General features: G+C 62.4%; 23 protein-coding genes. 12 read left to right on the forward strand and 11 right to left on the reverse strand.

What is annotated here, in order from left to right; genetic code table 11:
* Position 1: 1 nt before the first annotated feature.
* The 3 genes from IVB46_RS30015 to IVB46_RS30025 are packed head-to-tail and all read right to left on the reverse strand — an operon-like array spanning position 2 to position 4,811.
* Positions 2-2,005, reverse strand: coding sequence for an acetyl/propionyl/methylcrotonyl-CoA carboxylase subunit alpha (locus tag IVB46_RS30015; RefSeq protein ID WP_247310463.1), 2,004 nt, complete (start codon positions 2,003-2,005; stop codon positions 2-4).
* Between the two features lie 4 nt (positions 2,006-2,009).
* Positions 2,010-3,614 (reverse strand): carboxyl transferase domain-containing protein, encoded by a 1,605-nt coding sequence (locus tag IVB46_RS30020; protein WP_014495444.1) that lies wholly within the window; start codon positions 3,612-3,614, stop codon positions 2,010-2,012.
* Positions 3,615-3,638: 24 nt separating this feature from the next.
* Positions 3,639-4,811, reverse strand: a complete 1,173-nt coding sequence (locus tag IVB46_RS30025) for an isovaleryl-CoA dehydrogenase (protein ID WP_247310466.1) — start codon at positions 4,809-4,811, stop codon at positions 3,639-3,641.
* Positions 4,812-4,913: 102 nt separating this feature from the next.
* Between IVB46_RS30025 and IVB46_RS30030 the strand changes: the two genes are divergently transcribed.
* Positions 4,914-5,942, forward strand: a complete 1,029-nt coding sequence (locus tag IVB46_RS30030) for an AraC family transcriptional regulator (RefSeq protein ID WP_135213564.1) — start codon at positions 4,914-4,916, stop codon at positions 5,940-5,942.
* 91 nt (positions 5,943-6,033) lie between these two features.
* Here IVB46_RS30030 and IVB46_RS30035 read toward each other — a convergent pair whose 3' ends face one another.
* From IVB46_RS30035 to IVB46_RS30045, 3 genes are all read right to left on the reverse strand, one after another.
* Complete coding sequence (locus IVB46_RS30035; RefSeq protein ID WP_063983447.1) at positions 6,034-6,321, reverse strand: DUF3551 domain-containing protein; 288 nt, start codon at positions 6,319-6,321, stop codon at positions 6,034-6,036.
* A gap of 240 nt (positions 6,322-6,561) precedes the next feature.
* Complete coding sequence (locus IVB46_RS30040) at positions 6,562-7,053, reverse strand: Lrp/AsnC family transcriptional regulator (RefSeq protein ID WP_247310469.1); 492 nt, start codon at positions 7,051-7,053, stop codon at positions 6,562-6,564.
* Between the two features lie 266 nt (positions 7,054-7,319).
* Positions 7,320-7,625, reverse strand: a complete 306-nt coding sequence (locus IVB46_RS30045; protein ID WP_208086673.1) for an ETC complex I subunit — start codon at positions 7,623-7,625, stop codon at positions 7,320-7,322.
* 259 nt (positions 7,626-7,884) lie between these two features.
* Here IVB46_RS30045 and IVB46_RS30050 point away from each other — a divergent pair, with 259 nt between their 5' ends.
* Positions 7,885-9,066 carry an OpgC domain-containing protein gene (locus IVB46_RS30050; protein ID WP_063983449.1) on the forward strand — a complete coding sequence of 394 codons (1,182 nt, stop codon included), beginning with the start codon at positions 7,885-7,887 and terminating at the stop codon, positions 9,064-9,066.
* Between the two features lie 65 nt (positions 9,067-9,131).
* Here IVB46_RS30050 and IVB46_RS30055 read toward each other — a convergent pair whose 3' ends face one another.
* Entirely contained in the window at positions 9,132-9,323 is a 192-nt protein-coding gene (locus IVB46_RS30055) for a hypothetical protein (RefSeq protein WP_028150987.1), read from the reverse strand.
* Positions 9,324-9,627: 304 nt separating this feature from the next.
* On the opposite strand from IVB46_RS30055, the gene IVB46_RS30060 reads away from it, so the two are divergent.
* From IVB46_RS30060 to IVB46_RS30085, 6 genes are all read left to right on the forward strand, one after another.
* On the forward strand, positions 9,628-9,795 hold the full coding sequence (locus IVB46_RS30060; protein ID WP_247310471.1) for a hypothetical protein: 168 nt from the start codon (positions 9,628-9,630) through the stop codon (positions 9,793-9,795).
* A 602-nt stretch (positions 9,796-10,397) separates the two neighbouring features.
* On the forward strand, positions 10,398-10,559 hold the full coding sequence (locus IVB46_RS30065) for an RNA-binding protein (RefSeq protein WP_223153565.1): 162 nt from the start codon (positions 10,398-10,400) through the stop codon (positions 10,557-10,559).
* A 365-nt stretch (positions 10,560-10,924) separates the two neighbouring features.
* Positions 10,925-12,187, forward strand: a complete 1,263-nt coding sequence (locus IVB46_RS30070) for a site-specific integrase (protein WP_247310474.1) — start codon at positions 10,925-10,927, stop codon at positions 12,185-12,187.
* A gap of 180 nt (positions 12,188-12,367) precedes the next feature.
* Positions 12,368-12,568 carry a hypothetical protein gene (locus tag IVB46_RS30075; protein WP_247310478.1) on the forward strand — a complete coding sequence of 67 codons (201 nt, stop codon included), beginning with the start codon at positions 12,368-12,370 and terminating at the stop codon, positions 12,566-12,568.
* A gap of 20 nt (positions 12,569-12,588) precedes the next feature.
* Positions 12,589-12,822: a hypothetical protein gene (locus IVB46_RS30080; protein WP_247344046.1), complete on the forward strand. Its 234-nt coding sequence runs from the start codon at positions 12,589-12,591 to the stop codon at positions 12,820-12,822.
* Positions 12,823-12,831: 9 nt separating this feature from the next.
* Positions 12,832-13,035: a hypothetical protein gene (locus IVB46_RS30085; protein WP_247344050.1), complete on the forward strand. Its 204-nt coding sequence runs from the start codon at positions 12,832-12,834 to the stop codon at positions 13,033-13,035.
* 107 nt (positions 13,036-13,142) lie between these two features.
* Here the strand turns inward: IVB46_RS30085 and IVB46_RS30090 are convergent, their stop codons facing one another.
* On the reverse strand, positions 13,143-13,682 hold the full coding sequence (locus IVB46_RS30090) for a hypothetical protein (RefSeq protein WP_247310484.1): 540 nt from the start codon (positions 13,680-13,682) through the stop codon (positions 13,143-13,145).
* Between the two features lie 67 nt (positions 13,683-13,749).
* Between IVB46_RS30090 and IVB46_RS30095 the strand changes: the two genes are divergently transcribed.
* The 3 genes from IVB46_RS30095 (at position 13,750) to IVB46_RS30105 (ending at position 14,885) form a co-directional block, all read left to right on the forward strand.
* Complete coding sequence (locus tag IVB46_RS30095; RefSeq protein ID WP_247310486.1) at positions 13,750-13,992, forward strand: helix-turn-helix transcriptional regulator; 243 nt, start codon at positions 13,750-13,752, stop codon at positions 13,990-13,992.
* 369 nt (positions 13,993-14,361) lie between these two features.
* A complete protein-coding gene (locus tag IVB46_RS30100; RefSeq protein ID WP_247310489.1) occupies positions 14,362-14,607 on the forward strand; it encodes a hypothetical protein in 246 nt (81 codons plus the stop codon).
* Entirely contained in the window at positions 14,604-14,885 is a 282-nt protein-coding gene (locus IVB46_RS30105; protein WP_247310493.1) for a hypothetical protein, read from the forward strand. Before IVB46_RS30100 ends, IVB46_RS30105 begins: the two co-directional genes overlap by 4 nt.
* A gap of 153 nt (positions 14,886-15,038) precedes the next feature.
* Here the strand turns inward: IVB46_RS30105 and IVB46_RS30110 are convergent, their stop codons facing one another.
* Positions 15,039-15,263: a hypothetical protein gene (locus IVB46_RS30110; RefSeq protein ID WP_247344053.1), complete on the reverse strand. Its 225-nt coding sequence runs from the start codon at positions 15,261-15,263 to the stop codon at positions 15,039-15,041.
* Positions 15,264-15,382: 119 nt separating this feature from the next.
* Here IVB46_RS30110 and IVB46_RS30115 point away from each other — a divergent pair, with 119 nt between their 5' ends.
* Positions 15,383-15,838, forward strand: a complete 456-nt coding sequence (locus tag IVB46_RS30115; RefSeq protein ID WP_247310499.1) for a hypothetical protein — start codon at positions 15,383-15,385, stop codon at positions 15,836-15,838.
* Positions 15,839-15,871: 33 nt separating this feature from the next.
* On the opposite strand, the gene IVB46_RS30120 is transcribed toward IVB46_RS30115, so the two are convergent.
* Both IVB46_RS30120 and IVB46_RS30125 read right to left on the reverse strand, forming a co-directional pair.
* Positions 15,872-16,111, reverse strand: a complete 240-nt coding sequence (locus IVB46_RS30120) for a hypothetical protein (protein ID WP_247344056.1) — start codon at positions 16,109-16,111, stop codon at positions 15,872-15,874.
* Between the two features lie 1,019 nt (positions 16,112-17,130).
* Positions 17,131-17,295: a hypothetical protein gene (locus tag IVB46_RS30125; RefSeq protein ID WP_247344059.1), complete on the reverse strand. Its 165-nt coding sequence runs from the start codon at positions 17,293-17,295 to the stop codon at positions 17,131-17,133.
* Positions 17,296-17,319 lie beyond the last annotated feature (24 nt).

Below are 17,319 nucleotides of genomic sequence, written 5' to 3' on the forward strand. Positions count from 1 at the left end.
CTCACTCTCCCGATGGCTCGACCACGGCGAGCTCGACGCCCTCCTGGACGATGTCTCCGACCTTGCATTTGATCGATTTCAGCACGCCGGCATAGGGCGCGCGCAGCGTCTGCTCCATCTTCATCACTTCCAGGGTGAGGATCGGCGCGCCCTTGTCGAGCTTGGCGCCCTCCTCGGCCAGCACGGCGACGACCGTGCCCGGCAAGGGCGCCGCGATCTTGTCCTCTCCGACATGCTCTTCGCTCTCGCCGCCGAACGGATCGACCCAATGCAGGTCGAAGCGGCCGTTGCGTGTGCGCAAATACAGCTCATGGCCGTCGACCACTGCTGCGACCTGCGATTTGACGCCATCGAGCGTCAGATCGAAGCCGCCGTCACGCGGCGCGATCGTGAACGCCAATTCGCGCTCGCCAGTCACCAGCGTCGACGGACCGCTGCCGTAGTTCAGCGTGATCTTCTGTTCAGGTCCATGGCCGACGCGGAAGGCAAAGTTGCGCTGGCGGCGACCGACCGGCATCCAGCCAAAGGTCTGCCAGGGCGAACTCGCCTCGTCTTGCGCGGCCTGCCGCTCGTCGTTGATAACAGCGGCGACTGCAGCGCACAGCTCGAGCTCGCCGGGCGCCGGCGAGGCCTGCGTCAAGCCCGCCAGCTCACGCTCGATGAAGCCGGTATCGATCGCATTGGTCCGCACCTTCGGATGCGTCATCAGCGCCGACAGGAACGGGATGTTGGTGACGATGCCGCGGACGTCGGAGTCTTGCAGCCCGCGGTTCAGCCGTTCGATCGCGACGTCCCGCGTCGGCGCCCACGCGATCATTTTTGCGAGCATCGCATCGTAATAGGGCGAGACCGTATCGCCTTCGCGATAGCCGGCGTCGATGCGCAGGCCGCCGGTTTCCGCCGGCAAGCGCCAGGTCGAGATCCTGCCGACCGACGGCATGAAGTTCTTGGTCGGGTTTTCGGCGTAGACGCGCGCCTCGACCGCGTGGCCATTGAGCCGGATCTCGTCCTGTTTCAGCGGCAGCGCCTCGCCGAAGGCGACGCGCAGCTGCCATTCGACGAGATCGATGCCGGTGATCAGCTCGGTCACGGGATGCTCGACCTGAAGGCGCGTGTTCATCTCGATGAAGAACACGTCCTTGCCGTCGGAGACGAACTCGATCGTGCCGGCGCCGACATAGTTGACCGCGCCCGCCGCCTTTCGCGCGGCGGCGCAGACGGTCTCGCGCTGGGCCGGATTGAGCGTCGGCGACGGTGCCTCCTCGATTACCTTCTGGTGCCGGCGCTGCAGCGTGCATTCGCGCTCGAACAGTGACAGCAGATTGCCGTGGCTGTCGCCGATGATCTGCACCTCGATGTGGCGGGGATTGTCGACATATTTTTCGATCAGCATGCGGTCGTCGCCGAACGCAGCCTTGGCTTCGCGCTTGGCGCTGACGATCGCCGGTCCAAGCTCGTCCGCCGAGCGCACGATGCGCATGCCGCGGCCGCCACCGCCGGCGGACGCCTTCACCAGGATGGGGAAGCCGATCTTGTCCGCCGCCTTCGAAAGCGTCGCGTCGTCCTGGGCCTCGCCGTGATAGCCGGGCACCAGCGGCACGCCGGCCTTCTCCATCAGCGCCTTGGAGCCGGACTTCGAGCCCATGGCCGTCATCATCGCGGCGGTGGGGCCGACGAACACCAGGCCCGCCTCCAGGCAGGCGCGCGCGAACTCGGCATTTTCGGACAGGAAGCCGTAGCCCGGGTGGACGGCTTCCGCACCGGTCTTTCGCGCGGCCTCGATCAGCCGCTCGACATTGAGGTAGCTGTCGCGGGCTCGCGCCGGACCGAGCAGCACGGCTTCATCCGCGAGCGCGACATGCATCGCGTCGCGGTCGGCCTCGGAATAGACCGCGACCGTGCGCAGGCCCATGGCTCGCGCGGTGCGGATGACGCGGCAGGCGATCTCGCCGCGGTTGGCGATCAGGAGCGTGCGAAAACGGCGGTAGAGCATTGAACGGTCCATCGCATCACATCCTGAACAGGCCGAATTTCGTAGGCTCGATCGGCGCATTCGACGCCGCGGAAAGGCCGAGGCCGAGCACGAGGCGGGTGTCGGCCGGGTCGATCACGCCGTCGTCCCACAGGCGCGCGGTCGCGTAATACGGATGCCCCTGGCTCTCATATTGCGCGCGGATGGGCTCGCGGAACTTGTCTTCCTCTTCCTTCGACCAGCTATCGCCCTTGGCTTCGATGTTGTCGCGCCGGACCTGGCTCAGCACCATCGAGGCCTGCTCACCGCCCATCACCGAGATGCGCGCGTTCGGCCACATCCACAGGAAGCGCGGCGAGTAGGCGCGGCCGCACATGCCGTAATTGCCGGCGCCGTAGGAGCCGCCGATCACGACGGTGAATTTTGGCACCGAGGCGGTCGCCACCGCCGTGACGAGCTTGGCGCCGTCGCGCGCGATGCCGCCGGCCTCGTACTTCTTGCCGACCATGAAGCCCGTGATGTTCTGCAGGAACACCAAGGGAATGCCGCGCTGGCAGCACAGCTCGATGAAATGCGCCCCCTTCAGCGAGCTCTCGCTGAAGAGAATGCCGTTGTTGGCGATGATGCCGACCGGATAGCCCCAGACATGGGCGAAGCCGCAGACCAGCGTCGTGCCGTAGAGTTTCTTGAACTCGTCGAACTCCGAGCCGTCGACGATGCGGGCGATGATGTCACGGACGTCGAACGGCTTTCGGCCGTCGACCGGCACCACGCCGTAGATCTCTTCCGCCGCAAACAGCGGATCGCGCGGCTTGTGCATGTTGAGGTTCGGCCGCACCGATGGCTTCAGCGTGCCGACGATGCGCCGGGCGATGCCGATCGCATGGGCGTCGTTCTGGGCGTAGTGGTCGGTCACGCCCGATTGCCGCGAATGCACGTCGGCGCCGCCGAGCTCCTCGGCACTCACCACCTCGCCGGTCGCGGCCTTCACCAGCGGCGGTCCGCCGAGGAAGATGGTGCCTTGATTACGTACGATGATGCTCTCGTCCGACATCGCGGGGACATAGGCGCCGCCGGCGGTGCAGGAGCCCATCACGATCGCGATCTGCGGGATGCCCTGCGACGACATCTGGGCCTGGTTGTAGAAGATGCGGCCGAAATGGCGCTCGTCCGGAAAGATCTCATCCTGGAGCGGCAGGAAGGCGCCGCCGGAATCGACCATGTAGACGCAGGGAAGATTGTTCTGCCGCGCCACGTCCTGCGCGCGCAGATGCTTCTTCACCGTCATCGGATAGTAAGTGCCGCCCTTGATGGTGGCGTCGTTGGCGACGATCACGCATTCGCGGCCCGCGATGCGCCCGACGCCGGTGATGACGCTCGCCGAATGCACGTCACCGCCATAGAGGCCGTACGCCGCCAGCGGCGACAGCTCCATGAACGAGGTGCCGGGATCGACCAGCAGGTCGACGCGCTCGCGCGCCAGCATCTTGCCGCGCGAGGTATGGCGGTTGCGCGAGACCTCGCCGCCGCCGCCGGCGACCTGGCTCAGTTTTTCTCGCAAGTCCGCGACAAGCCCGCGCATGGCCTCGGAATTGCGCGCAAAGTCCGATGAAGACGTATCGATGCTGGAATGGAGCGGCATGTTGATTCCAATGAGGTGAAGGTTTCAGGCCGTCTCGGACATCAGCTCGCGGCCGATCAGCATGCGACGCACTTCCGAGGTGCCGGCGCCGATCTCGTAGAGTTTTGCGTCGCGCCAGAGACGTCCGACTGGAAACTCGGAGGTATAGCCGACGCCGCCCAGCGCCTGGATCGCCTCGCCGGCCATCCACGTCGCCTTCTCCGCGGAATAGAGGATCGCGGCCGCCGCATCCTTGCGCAGCGTGCGGGCGTGGTCGGCGCGGTCGCAGGCGCGCCCGACCGCATAGACATAGGCGCGCGCCGACTGCCAGGTCGCATACATGTCGGCGAGCTTGCCCTGCATCAGCTGGAAGTCGCCGATCGGCTGGCCGAACTGTTTTCGTTCATGCATATAGGGCACCACTGCGTCCATGCAGGCCGCCATGATGCCGAGCGGGCCGCCCGACAGCACCGTGCGCTCGTAATCGAGGCCGGACATCAGCACCTTGACGCCCTCGCCGACCTTGCCGAGCACGTTCTCTTCCGGCACCTCGCACTCGTCGAAGAACAAGGGATAGGTGTTGGAGCCGCGCATGCCGAGCTTGTCGAGATGCTGGCCGTGGGTGAAACCCTTGAAGCCCTTTTCGACCAGGAACGCGGTCATGCCGCGCGGGCCCGCCTCCGGATCGGTCTTGGCGTAGACGACCAGCACGTCGGCGTCGCCGCCATTGGTGATCCACATCTTCGAGCCGTTGAGGACATAGCGGTCGCCGCGCTTGTCTGCGCGCAGCTTCATCGAGACGACGTCGGAGCCCGCGCCGGGCTCGGACATCGCGAGCGCGCCGACATATTCGCCGGAGATCAGCTTTGGCAGATAGCGCGCGCGCTGCGCGTCGTTGCCGTTGCGGCGGATCTGGTTGACGCAGAGGTTGGAATGGGCGCCGTAGGACAGCCCCACGGCGGCCGAGCCCCGCGAAATCTCCTCCATGGCGACGATATGGGCGAGATAGCCCATGCTGGAGCCGCCATATTGCTCCGGCGCGGTCATGCCGAGCAGGCCGAGGTCGCCAAAGCGCTTCCAGAGGTCGGCCGGGAACAGATTGGCCTTCTCGATCTCGGCTGCGCGCGGGGCGATCTCCGCCTCCACGAAGGCGCGCAGCGTGTCGCGCAGCATGCTGATGTCTTCGCCCAGATCGAAATCGATGCTCGGGATGTTCAAGGCGATTCCTCCGTATTCTTGTCGGGTCCGAACCTACCCCCGCCCGGGCGTCCCAGCGGTCGAAAAGGTTGCATTTTCCGCCAAGTTTGGCGAGGATTTTTCATGCCCTTTCAAGCCGCGACCGCGACGCCCCGCCGCGCCATGACCCCAGCCGCCTTCGTCCGCGGCGTGGTTGCCGCTTATGCCCTTTACGGGCGGGATCCGGCCGAAGCCTTGGGCAAGGGGCAGGTCACCGCGGACCTCGTTCGATCCCGCGACGGACGGGTGACGGCGGCCCAGTTCGAGGCGCTGGCCGGCCATGCCATGCGCGAGCTCGACGACGAGGCGCTCGGCTGGTTCTCGCGCCGGCTGCCTTGGGGAACCTATGGCATGCTGTGCCGCGCCTCGATCACCGCCCCCAATCTCGAAGTCGCGCTAAAACGCTGGTGCCGGCATCATCGCCTGCTGACCGAGGACGTGCTGTTCGAGCTCTCGCTTGGTGATGAGACCGCGACGATCTCCATTCGCGAGCAGCGCGACCTTGGCCCGTTGCGTGAATTCTGCCTGGTCACCCTGCTCCGCTATGTCCTCGGCTTTTCCTGCTGGGCCGTCGATTCCGCGATCGCGCTGCGTGCGGCCGAGTTTCCCTATTCCGAGCCGGGCCACGTCTCGGTCTATCCGACGATCTTCTGCAGGCATTTGAGCTTCGATGCGGACGGCGCCCGCATCGTGTTCGACAAACATTATCTGTCTCTGCCGCTGACCCGCAGCCCCGCCGATCTCGACAGCATGCTCAAGGGCGCGCTGCGGCTCACCGTGCTGCCCTACCGGCGCGACCGGCTGCTGGTCGAGCGCGTCCGCCGCGTGCTGCGCAATGCACGCGGACGCATTCTCGGCGCCGAGGATGTCGCAAGCGAGCTGGCGCTCTCCACCCGCACCATGCATCGGCGCCTGCGCGAAGAAGCGACCTCGCTGCGCGATCTCAAGGAAGAGGCAAAGTTCGAGCTCGCCAAGCAGGAGCTGATGCGCGGCCGCGCCCCCATCAAGCGGATCGCGGAGATCGCCGGCTTCCGCAACGAGAAGAGCTTTTCGCGCGCCTTCCGCACCTGGACCGGCGCTAGCCCGCGCGAATTTCGCGAGCGCTATCGCTGAGGCTCGGCGTCACCTGCTTGTCATAAATTGACGTCCTCCGAGATCACTCTCGGAGGACGCAATCTCTCGGATCAGGTCGCGATCTCAGGCGTTAGTTCTGCGCGCCCTGGCGAGCCTTGGGCTGCTTCGTCTGCTTCGGCTGGAAGGCGAGCGCATCGTTGCTAGTCTTGGCGCCGCCGGCCTGCGAGCACGTGCCGCCGATGCCACCGGCCGCCTGACGGCAGGCTTCCATCGTCGGATAGCCGCAGCCGTGAGCGGCCTGGGCGCCGTTGGTGATGCAATAATCGTCGGCCTTCGCAGCCGGCGCCGACAGAACAAAAAACGCAGACGCAAACAGCGTCGCAGCAGAGGCTGCGATCGTCTTCGAAGTCGATGTCATGATGTCTTTTCCTGCTTAGGGTCCCACAAAAGCATCCCCGGTGTGCGACGCAGACCGAGGTTCACACCCTGCATCTAGGCAGCGCAAAGATGCCGACAATCACGGTTGCGCGCATTGCAGTCCTGCCTAAATCACATGTCACAGTTAGGTGAGTTACTAAGCTATTATAACTATCCGAATCGACTGCACCGCGCGCAAGCGCCCCCTACTTCGGAACTTCAGTAGCGAGACTTGAACGCCCTATCCGACGGATGCCGCCACGACCTCCTGCAACGGCAGCGGCACGTCCTTCGCGACGCCCAGCACCGGGAAGCTGCGGACGTTCTTCACGTCAGGCATCGCCGCGAAATGCAGCAGCTGCTGGCGCATGCTCTCGACGTTCGGCGCGACGCATTTCAGCAGGTAGTCGGTGTCGCCTGAAATCCGCCAGCACTGCTGGATGCGCGGAATCGCAGCGATCGAGCTCTCGAAGGCCTCCAGCACCGGCTGAGCCTGGCTGGCGAGCTGGATCGAGACGAACGACACCACCTCATAGCCGAGCAGCCGCTCGTCGATGACGGCGCGAACCGCCCGGATCACGCCGCGGCCGAACAGCAATTTCAGCCGTCGCAGGCAATTGGGCGCGGACACGCCGACGCGCAGCGCCAGCTCGTTGTTGCGCACCCGCCCGTCCTGCTGCAGCTCGGAGAGTATCTTCAGATCGACGCCGTCGAGCTGGTCACGCCCGGCCATCCCCCACCTCGCCATGATCCTGTCATGCGAGGCAGCGAAGCACGCGGCGGAATCGCTGCCAAGTGGCCGCAGCCCAGCGCAATAGCCGATCCGTCGATCGGGATCATCGGACGCGACGCCATGTCTGCGGGCGGGGTACCCCACCGTCATGCCGGGGCTTGTCGGCCATCCGCGCTCTCACTCGCCCCAAAGACGTGGATGCCCGGAACAAGCCCGGGCATGACGAGTAAATCACGTCGTATGAAGTCGGAGCAGCCAGCCGCCCCTCAATGCGTCCAGGGCTCGCCGCGCCGGAACGAGAAATTGTCCGCATAGGCGACCGTCCGGTGCCGCGACTCTTGCGGCTCGACCACCTGGTAGGCGATGCCCTTGCGCTCGCAATAGGCGACCGCCTCTTCCTTGCTGTGGAAGCGCAGCGTGATCTGCTGCTTCATGTCGCCGGACGAGGTCCATCCCATCAGCGGCTCGACCGAACGCGGCTGCTCCGGCTCGTAATCCAGCTGCCATTCCTTGGTCTTGGACCGGCCGGATTGCATCGCGTTCTTGGCGGGCTTGAAAATGCGTGCGGTCATGGGTGGTCCGGGCCTCTTGGTCTTTTCGTTCGATTTCGATGCGTCACGGTAGCAGTTGGTGGAAACCGCGGGCATAGTATAGAGACACCTTTTGGGAACTGATCGGTGATTCCGGTCCCCCCGGGGGTGCCTTGCCGACGGGTATAGTCATTATGCTGCACCGTGACAATTGCGTACCCGCCTTCCGCGCCGGGATCCCGCCCGGCGGCCCTGTCTCGCCGACACCAGCGTATCCGCCCCCTCCGAAAGCTTCCGTCGCATGGCCTTCCTGAACATCAACGCCACGCTTCCCGAAAAGGGCCGTGACCTCAGGCTCGACCTGTTTCGCGGCATCGCGAACTGGGCGATCTTCCTCGACCATATCCCCGACAACGTGGTGAACTGGATCACCACCCGCAACTACGGCTTTTCCGACGCCGCCGACCTGTTCGTCTTCATCTCCGGCTACACCGCTTCCTTCGTCTATGCGCGCATGATGCTCGAGCGCGGCTTCATCGTCGGCGCCACGAGGCTGACCAAGCGGGTCTGGCAGCTCTACGTCGCCCACATCATCCTGTTCGTGATCTACATCGCCTCGATCAGCTATCTGGCGCTGCGGTTCGGCGATTCCGACATGATCAACGAGTTCAACGTCGCCGGCCTCGTCGACAACGCCACCGAGACGCTGCGCCAGGGCCTGTTCCTGCGCTTCAAGCCGCTCAATCTCGACGTGCTGCCGCTCTACATCGTGCTGATGGGGCTGTTTCCGCCGGTGCTGTGGTTCATGCTGCGCAAGCCCGACCTGACGATGGCGCTGTCCATCGTGCTGTGGCTCGCCGCCCGCCATTACGGCCTGAACCTGACCGCCTATCCGGCCGGCCAGTGGTACTTCAACCCGTATGCCTGGCAGGTGCTGTTCGTGTTCGGCGCCTGGTGCGCGATGGGCGGCGCCCGGCGTTCGGGAGCCGTGATCAATTCGCCGATCACGCTGTGGCTTTGCCTCGGCTATCTCGCCTTCGCGCTGGTCATGACCATGGCCGGCCGCTTCCCCACCCTCGGCGGCATGTTCCCGGGATGGCTGTTCTCGGCCTTCAACCCCAACGACAAGACCAATCTCGCGCCCTACCGCTTCCTCCATTTCGTCGTGATCGTGATCCTGGTGATCCGCTTCGTGCCGAAGGACTGGCCTGGTCTGGAGTGGAAGGTGTTCGATCCCTTGATCGTCTGCGGCCAGCAGTCGCTCGCCGTGTTCTGCGTCGGCGTGTTCCTGTCCTTCGTCGGCCATTTCGAGCTGTCGATGAGTTCGGGCTCGCTGTTCGCGCAGATCTTCGTCAGCATCGCCGGCATCGCGATCATGACGACGGTGGCCTATTACATTTCCTGGTCGAAAAAGCAGGACAAGCCGTTGAAGCCGCCGCCGCCCAAGCCTGCGGCGGCCGCCTCGCCCGCAAAGGCCGCCTAGAGCCATTTCCGTTCCGATGAAATCGGAACGGGGTGCTGGCTTCTAGTAGCGGCAGCGGAGCCGGCTCAGGCCGCTTCGCTGTCGTACTCGGTGAACTTCTTGTAGATCCAGTCGCGGCCGTCGTGGCGGCGCCAGACCTTTCCATAGACGAGCTGCCCGTTGATCGAGCGGCGCGGCACGATCACGGTCCAGAGGTGCCAGATCTCGGTCCAGCTCGACTGCGGATGGACGGTTCGGACGTTGCGATCGAAAGACATGACGCAAAACTCACAGGATATGAGCGCCGCGACGAACTGTGACCTGTGTGACCACCGATTGCAGGCAGCCCATCGCGAGCCTTGCCGACCTGATATCAGCCAGGAATGCGGCCGCAACAACCACTCGGCCTTAACCTAACCGGTCAACCTTACCCCTCGTGGGTACCCGCCAAGACCCGTTGAAAGCCGGCGCCGATCTTTCTATGATGCGTGCACAATTTGAGAATGAGCGCGCCGTTTTGGACGCGTGGCAATTGCGAACTGATTTTCATTTTTCAAATGACTTGCTGACTGGGGCACCACAATGAATATGCAATGTGGACGTTTGCGCCTGGCGGTGTGCTCGGTGCCGCCTGCGCCGTGCATCGAGACAGTCAAGACATCCGTCTCTGAACCGCCGAAGGCGGCCAACGACAATCATCTGGCGTGGCCGTTCCTGCCGTTTCCGCTCGGCTGGTACGCGACGAACTGATCCCCGGAATAGCGCGACGCCGCTCAAGCGGAATATCATCGCTTGGCGGCGTCCGTTTAGGCATTGGGCGCTGAAATCCCCAATGCCTATATGTCTATGGCGACAGCCAAAGGTTCGAAGCAATTTTGCGAATTCTGGGTCGGGCCGGCCGGCGCAATGCCTTGAAAAATCGCGCAGAAGTGGCGTTTGGTGAAGAACAAGCGCCAGGGCTTCAGGCAAGGCTTCAGGCAAGGATTCAAGCAAGGATTCAAGCAAGGTTCGCGCGCGCTTCAGGTCGCCATAGGCCCGCCTGCCCATCCCCCGCAATCGCGCCCGCTCAGATGCGCGACGGGCTCTGCGCACCGGCGCTGAGCGTACCCTGCGCGTTGTAGGTCTGTCGCTGCGGCGTGCAGTTCCCGCCCTTGCGGTCGCAACCAATCGCCGCGCCATGAGTTGCAGGTTCTTCCCGTCTGTCCGGGGGACGCTGCGTGGCTGCGATCCATGCCCGCGCGATGTACGGACGGTCATCTCGTCTCACGACCGTGTGAGTTGGAGCGCGGCCGGTGAATTTTCACGAGCGAGCAGAGACCAACGAACAGCAGGCCGCAAGCCAAGGGGATGCAGTGAGTCAAATCGATACGACCGAGAAGCTCTCGGGCACGCCGGAGACTGAAAGTTCGCTGTTCGCACTGTGCGGGCTTGGCGTCGCCGGGATCGCAATGCTGGGCTGGATCTGCGCCCTCGCCTGGATCGCCTGGCGCCTGGTCGATTGGCTGTTGTTCTGAAATTGAAACGCCGCCGGGACGCCGATGCACGCAAAAGCTGCAGCGGACGTAATTTCGCGGGGATCGCCCGCTGACCTGACGATCGGCAGCGGCAACGGGATGAGCGCGGCGCAATATCGAGAGAATTGAAGGAGCTTCAACCTCGGGACTGGTCGGGGCAGCTGGATTCGAACCAACGACCTGCAGTACCCAAAACTTTGTAGGCCATTTTCCGCTGGATGCCGCTGGGTGTCGCTGATTTCCATTACTTGCCTAATATATTGACTTTCCAAGAATATATACGCCATACCGTTTCCGTTGCTTTCCCGTCGTTTCCGTTCAATAGATGATCCGGTGGCTACTCGGTGGCGACTCTGGGGGAAGCAATGCCGATATTGAAGTTGGGGCGACGGGCCGTCACCGGCCTGCCCTCTGTTACGAAAGCAACGATTTTTTACGACTCCGAACTGACCGGTTTCGGCGTCAAGGTCACGCCGACTGGCGCGCAATCATGGATCGTTGAATACCGCCCGGGCGAAGGCGGTAGGCGCGTCGCGAAGCGCCGTATGGTGATTGGTACGCCGGCAACGCTCGCGCCTGAGAAGGCCCGTGACGCCGCTGAGAAGCTGTTGGCGAGCGTGAAGCTAGGCGCGGACCCGGCCACTGAGCGAGGTGCTGCGAGGAAGGCCGAAACGGTCGATGAGTTGCTCGATGCCTTCACCAAGAGGCACCTGGTGGAACCAAAGCTGAAGGCTGGAACCATCCGTCTGAACAGCGGGTACATAAAAAACCATATTCGTCCGGCGCTCGGTCGCAAGAAGGCAACTGCCGTCACGCATTCCGACGTTAGCCGCCTGCAGAACAAAATAGGCGAGACGCACCCGGTAGCGGCCAACCGGGTTGTAACACTGATCGGCACCATCTGGGGATTCGGGCTCATGGAGAAGATCCTCCCGAAAGGCACGGAGAATCCAGCAGCCGGCATCAAGCCCAACAAAGAGCAGCAACGGCAACGCTATCTAACCGTGGAGGAGCTAGAGCGATTGGGCAATGCGATCCGTGAGGCAGAAACAACGGGAATTCCGTGGCAGCCAGATCCGACAAAGAAGGTGAAGCACGCGCCCAAGCCTGAGAACCGGCTAACGAAGATTGATCAGCATGCCGCAGCGGCGATCCGGCTCTTACTCTTCACTGGATGTCGCCTGATGGAAGTCCTCAATCTGCGGTGGGCAGAGTATGACGCTGGGCGCGGCCTGCTATTCTTGCCCGACTCTAAGACCGGGAGAAAGACCGTCGTGCTCTCTGCGCCGGCCATTGCGATACTCGACGTCCTACCCCGCGTCGGCGCCTACGTGGTTGCCAGTGAGACGGCGGGTACGAAGGACGAGAAGCCGCGCGCCGATCTGAACCGCCCATGGCGGGCTGTACGCAAGCGCGCCGGCATTGAAGATGTCCGAATCCATGACATGCGGCACTCGTTCGCAAGCGTCGGAGCCGGTTCCGGTCTTGGGCTGCCGATCATCGGCAACCTGCTCGGCCACACCCAGACCAGCACTACGCAGCGGTATGCGCATGTTGCAGTCGATCCGGCGAAACGGGCTGCGGATCTGATCGCCGCCAAGATCGCCGACGCTATGAATGGAAAATAAAAGTAGCCCGCTTCAAAAGGGGGCGGCTATCCTGGACTTTGTTGTTCCCCAGAGATTTAGCGCCACCAGCGAAGTTCCCGAGCTGCGTGGCCCAAACTGAATTTAGGAACCGGTGACCCGGCGTCGGCATATTAGGACTCGAGAATTCAAAACACCGCGGTCAGGACCCGAGGTTGTGCCATGCAGCAACGTCGTCGATTCAAGCAGACATCTTCCCTCGAAGATCGCCTAGCCAAAGAAGCGAAGCGCCTCCGCGAAGAAGCCAAAGCGCTTCCGCCAGGTCTCGAACGGGATCTCATTCTGAGAAAAGCCAGACAGGCCGAAACCGGCTCGCATATAAGCGATTGGCTGGCGTCGCCGGGATTGCAACCCCCTGATTGATACAGCATGCTCAGCCGGCCATGGCGGAATCTTTCGGAAATAAATTCACCGTTGTTGAAGTGACCGGGGACGACGAGAAGACCCAAGTTTGGATTGCGCTGGCCAAGCCAGGCCAAGCGCTGACATTGGTCCTCGCCGCTGTCCCGAAAGGTTCGACCGCGCAAGTGCTAAATGTCGCGCTGACGCCCAAGCAGCAGCGGATGTTTGAAGAGCTTAACCTGGAGCCCGGCGATGTTTACCAGATGGATGGGTGAGGCCTCAATTTGGCGGTCCTCGCCCAAGTAAAAGCCCGCCCTTTTCGGAGCGGGCCGCGGCACCCGGAACTATCCGCGCCCTTTCGCGTTTCGCAGATCGAAGAGATTTGCGAGGGAGCGAAAATGAAGGCCGAGCGACTGTTTCAAATCGCCATCTTTGGTCTGTTCATGTTTTCGGCCATCCTTGCGTCGATGCTGATCCTGACTCCCTGACGACGCACCCTGCACAACAGTAAAACGCCACCCCATTTCTAGGGTGGCGCCTCAGCGACACGGGCTTGATGGTTATCGAGCCATGACTGGCCGCCGAACTCGGTTGGCTACTCCTCCGCCTGCGCAGGCGCCACGGCCATCGCCGCTCTCCGGGCCTCCGGCCGGGACTTTAATGGCGTGTCGGGAAAGAGCGCTGCCGTAAAGTCGCTGTTGCAAAAATCTTCAAGCCCAATCTCGCGACAATCGATCCCGTGGGTCTGCTCGATCCAGAGAACCAGCCCAGCCGCGCGGCGCACTATGCGCTTCGATAATTCAACGGCGTCATCGGGGGAATTCCCTGGGTCACCCATCTCGTTTTGGATGAATACCGCCTGAGCAAGCGCCTCCGCCGCCGTCACCGGCCGAACAAAGGACATACTCCGCATAATCTCGTACGCGCCTTCGTACTCTGCACCGCCCTCGCGACCGCCATCCGAGCCGCTGAAGTTGTCCTTGTGCTTGAACGTCATCCATAAATCGCGGAACAGCGCCAGCATTCCCATCCCGGCTGACTGCTGCTTAGTGTCCTCAACGGGCGCGCTGCGCTTGATTTCGGTCTTGGCGAGTTTCGGGCGGGATGTGGTGGTTTTGCGGGTAGCTTGCGGCATTGGGCGGGTTCCTATAGTGTGCGTTTATCACCTTGAAGGTGATAGATGCACTATACAGGAATTAACCATGGTGACAAGTGCACAAATCAGAGCTGCACGCGGTTTGTTGAATTGGACCGTTCGCGACCTTGCGGAGAGATCGGGCGTGCATAGAAACACCGTGAGCAGGGTTGAGACCGACGCAACGGCGCCCGGCCATTCGATAGCCGCCATCCGTGCCGCCCTCGAATCTGCCGGCGTCATCTTTCTAGATGACGGCCAGTCGATCGATGGCGGGCCGGGTGTGAGGCTGGCGAAGCCGAAGTCCTAGCCCCACCCCCTTCTTAAGTGGCCCTTTCGCGCGTTGGAACGTTTGGTGCCGCGGCGCGTCCTTGAGGCATCGATCCTGTTGCTTGTGGATCGACCGATGGACACAGTAGTTGCCTATGCGATCTCGGCCTTTATCGTCGGCTTTGGCATCGGGATCTTCATTGCCGGTCTAAACTCTGGCGCTCCAGCTTTGTGGGCCTGCGTCGCCCTGATACCCATCGCGATAGGGCTCCTGAGCGCTTTCGGTCCCAAATAAACAAATCCACCCCCGACATTGGGGCGCTTCGCCACGTCCACAGGAATGCTAGTCGGCGAGCATTGTCCCAACACGAATCGACTTGACGCTCAGCGAGCGCACCGAGGGCAAACAATGGCCAAACGTGTCCCGTACCCCAAGATTTCCGCAGATGGAGAGATCACGGTCGATACGCTGGAACGTTGCTTGGATTGTCTTGCGATCCTAATGGACCAGTCCCCCCAGGGCGGCGAGGTCTATCTGCCGATCTTCGACCGGCTTGAGGCCGAGCTTGCTGCTGCGAAGCCAAGGGAAGCCATGCTAGAGCGTGCGCGCGCTCGGGCCGCGCGGTTTATGCAAGAGCACTCAATTAAGCCATGACCACAGAAGACGAAAAGAAGCCGCGCAAATCACGCGCGGCCATCCACGACATGCCCCTCTACCCCAATGAAGCGCAGATAGCGCGGGCCGTGCTCGGTGATCGCGCCAAAGATTGGAAACGCATCGCCAAAGTCTTGGAAGACAAGGAGGGGCTGCCGAAGATCAACGAGTTGATGGGCGGCAGATTCTGGCCAGCGCTGGTCGCGCTCTTCTACGGGTGGCAGGGCGTACCGATGGGCGGCGGCATTCCAGAACCGAAGAGCAAGTGGGAGGACTAGCGACCGTTCTAGGAACCACCTCAACCCCGCTCGCGTTGACGTACGCTCCAGGCCTTCCCCTGCCCTTGGAGCACCCCGACAGCGGCCTCTGCGTTCCCCGGCGCGGGGGCCGTTTTATGTGCGAGGCACAATGGACGAAGGCTGGCGCCCCCTCTACGCCTCGGCCGCCGCGCTGCATTTCTTAGCATTGGCAGCAGCAACAGCTAAGGCCCGGGACAACTCAAGCGCCTGATCCGCCGTCACCTGGAAATGAACGCCCACAACGCTCGCGATGGCGACGGTGATTTCGTCGTCGATTTGCTCAACGCAGATCGCCGCCGATTCATTGAGTTCGATCTCGGCAATCCGGCCAGGGTAATCATTCAGCTCATTCGGCATCGCGGCACTCCGTGCTTCGATAGTGTAGCGGATATCCTGCCTCAGGTCCAAAAGCCTGGTTGCCCTCCCCGCCTCCTCGATCTAGGGTTGCAGCGGGCGGGTCTGGGGAGTTTTTCATAATGCGTTTTTTGATAATTGCGGCGCTTTGCGCTGCGCCGCTTCTTGCCGGTTGTCAAACGACAGCGCAGGGGACGACAGACGCCAGCTATCCGGCTGATTATCGAGACCTGATCGTCCGCAACAAGGCCAACTTCTTTAAGGACCCGGACAGCATCAAAGATGCAATGATAGCGACACCCACACCCAACATGTTCGGCTGGCAAGTCTGTCTCCAGGCAAACGCGAAGAACTCGTTCGGCGGTTACACAGGCCGTCAGACGCACACCGTTCAAATCTATCGGAACGGTGCACCGCCGATCATGCAAGAGCCTACGGTTTACGACAGTTGCAGTGGCTATATGCCGCTTCCTGAGATAGAGGGCGGCTACGTGCCACCTAAACCGCCCGACGTCGTGGCGCCTAAGCAGACGAAGCCACCACGGCAGATCACCCCGGGAACACAGGCGCGACAATGACCGTGCACTAATCCCCTAAGCCACCTTCCCGCTTCACCTCACCTCCACCGCTTCCGCCCGCCCCGCCACCCGATGCCGCGCGATCTCTGCACCGGAGTCGTCGAGCGCGATCACAACCGTGCCCGCACTAGGGTCATATTCGGGATCGCTGGCGATATCCCGAGCGATACGGGCACCGAATTGGGCTGCTAGTTCAGCCGCGCCAAATAGCTCCCCCACATCGTCCGCCTGTGTCTCTCCGTAGTGGAAAATCGGGAAGTAGTAACGTCGCATAGCCGCGGCCCTCGTCCTTTAGCGGCGATATGCACCCATCTCGGGGCGGTCCACACCTGTCAATAAAGACAGGGTCCGCGCGGCAGCAGCGCTAGCAAGCGGCCTCGCGGTTGCCGCCTTTACCTCAACACCCGCCGCGCAACATAACGAGGCTTGACGATTTGATGATCTCGTGAGGTAAATGAACGTTTCGAGGTCCAAATGATCTGCGAGATTGTTACTGTCGCGCTCGCCGTCTTGGTTGTCAGGCTGCTGATCGCAAACTACCTGGTACGACGACGAGACGTTTTGCGTCGCGTCCGGCGGCGCTAAGTTTCCACCATGACTCCGCCAAACAGACGCAGCCTGCCGAACTTACTAGACCTCCCACTCGTCAAAAACGAGCTGGTGGAAGGGCAACGGATCATCGTGAACGCAGCGGCTGGTCCCAGAATGGCTGGCCGACACGGCGTTGTTCTCAGATATGGCGAAACGCGCAACCGCGTTCGCGTTTTGCTCGACGGATCGAAGCATGAGATGACTCTACACGCGCGATTTGTGGATGCGGAGAACGAGCCATCCGCTTGACCGCTACAGTCTCGCGTCCGCCGCGCGCGGTTACATTGCCGTCGCGCGGTGGTGGTTGGGGATAAGTGCGCGACTTGCGAACCACGCGCCACGTTGTTAGACCGCGCCCTCAACACTGCTAGCTCGATCGTATTAAGTTCCGAGCCGCCAGATTTCGATATTGGTTTGACATGAATCTGACGCGATCGGGTGCAGACTGTCGCGCTGCGATGGCGGCGGCCTCGCATTTGAGGTTGAGGGCTCGCTTTCGCCAGCCCCGGCGAGCCCTCCCTCAGTCAACAAAACTGACCTATTTAGTTTTTTGCGAAGTGTGACTTCGATGACACCGCACGCCGGCTCGGCTGCTGTAGGCTTTGTCTCGCCGGGGCTGGACTCAATATTTCACGTTTTCATTTTAACCCGGCTGGCCGCAGGGGTTCGCCGCTGCGGCCTTTTTCGCGTTGACGATGAGTTCACCCCCTACGCTCGGATTGCGCGCTGGCACCTTCGGCCAGCTTCAGCCAATCTGCAGCAAGCCTTAGCCAGGCTTCCTTGTCCGATTGTTTGATCGCCTTCTCGGCCAATCGGCGGCATTCCTCGGCTTCGATGCGATAATGGTCCGCTTCTTTCTCGCTCATCGTCCAGCCCCCAACGCACATGAA

The sequence above is a fragment of the Bradyrhizobium sp. 61 genome (genome assembly GCF_023073075.1).
Lineage (GTDB): Bacteria > Pseudomonadota > Alphaproteobacteria > Rhizobiales > Xanthobacteraceae > Bradyrhizobium > Bradyrhizobium barranii.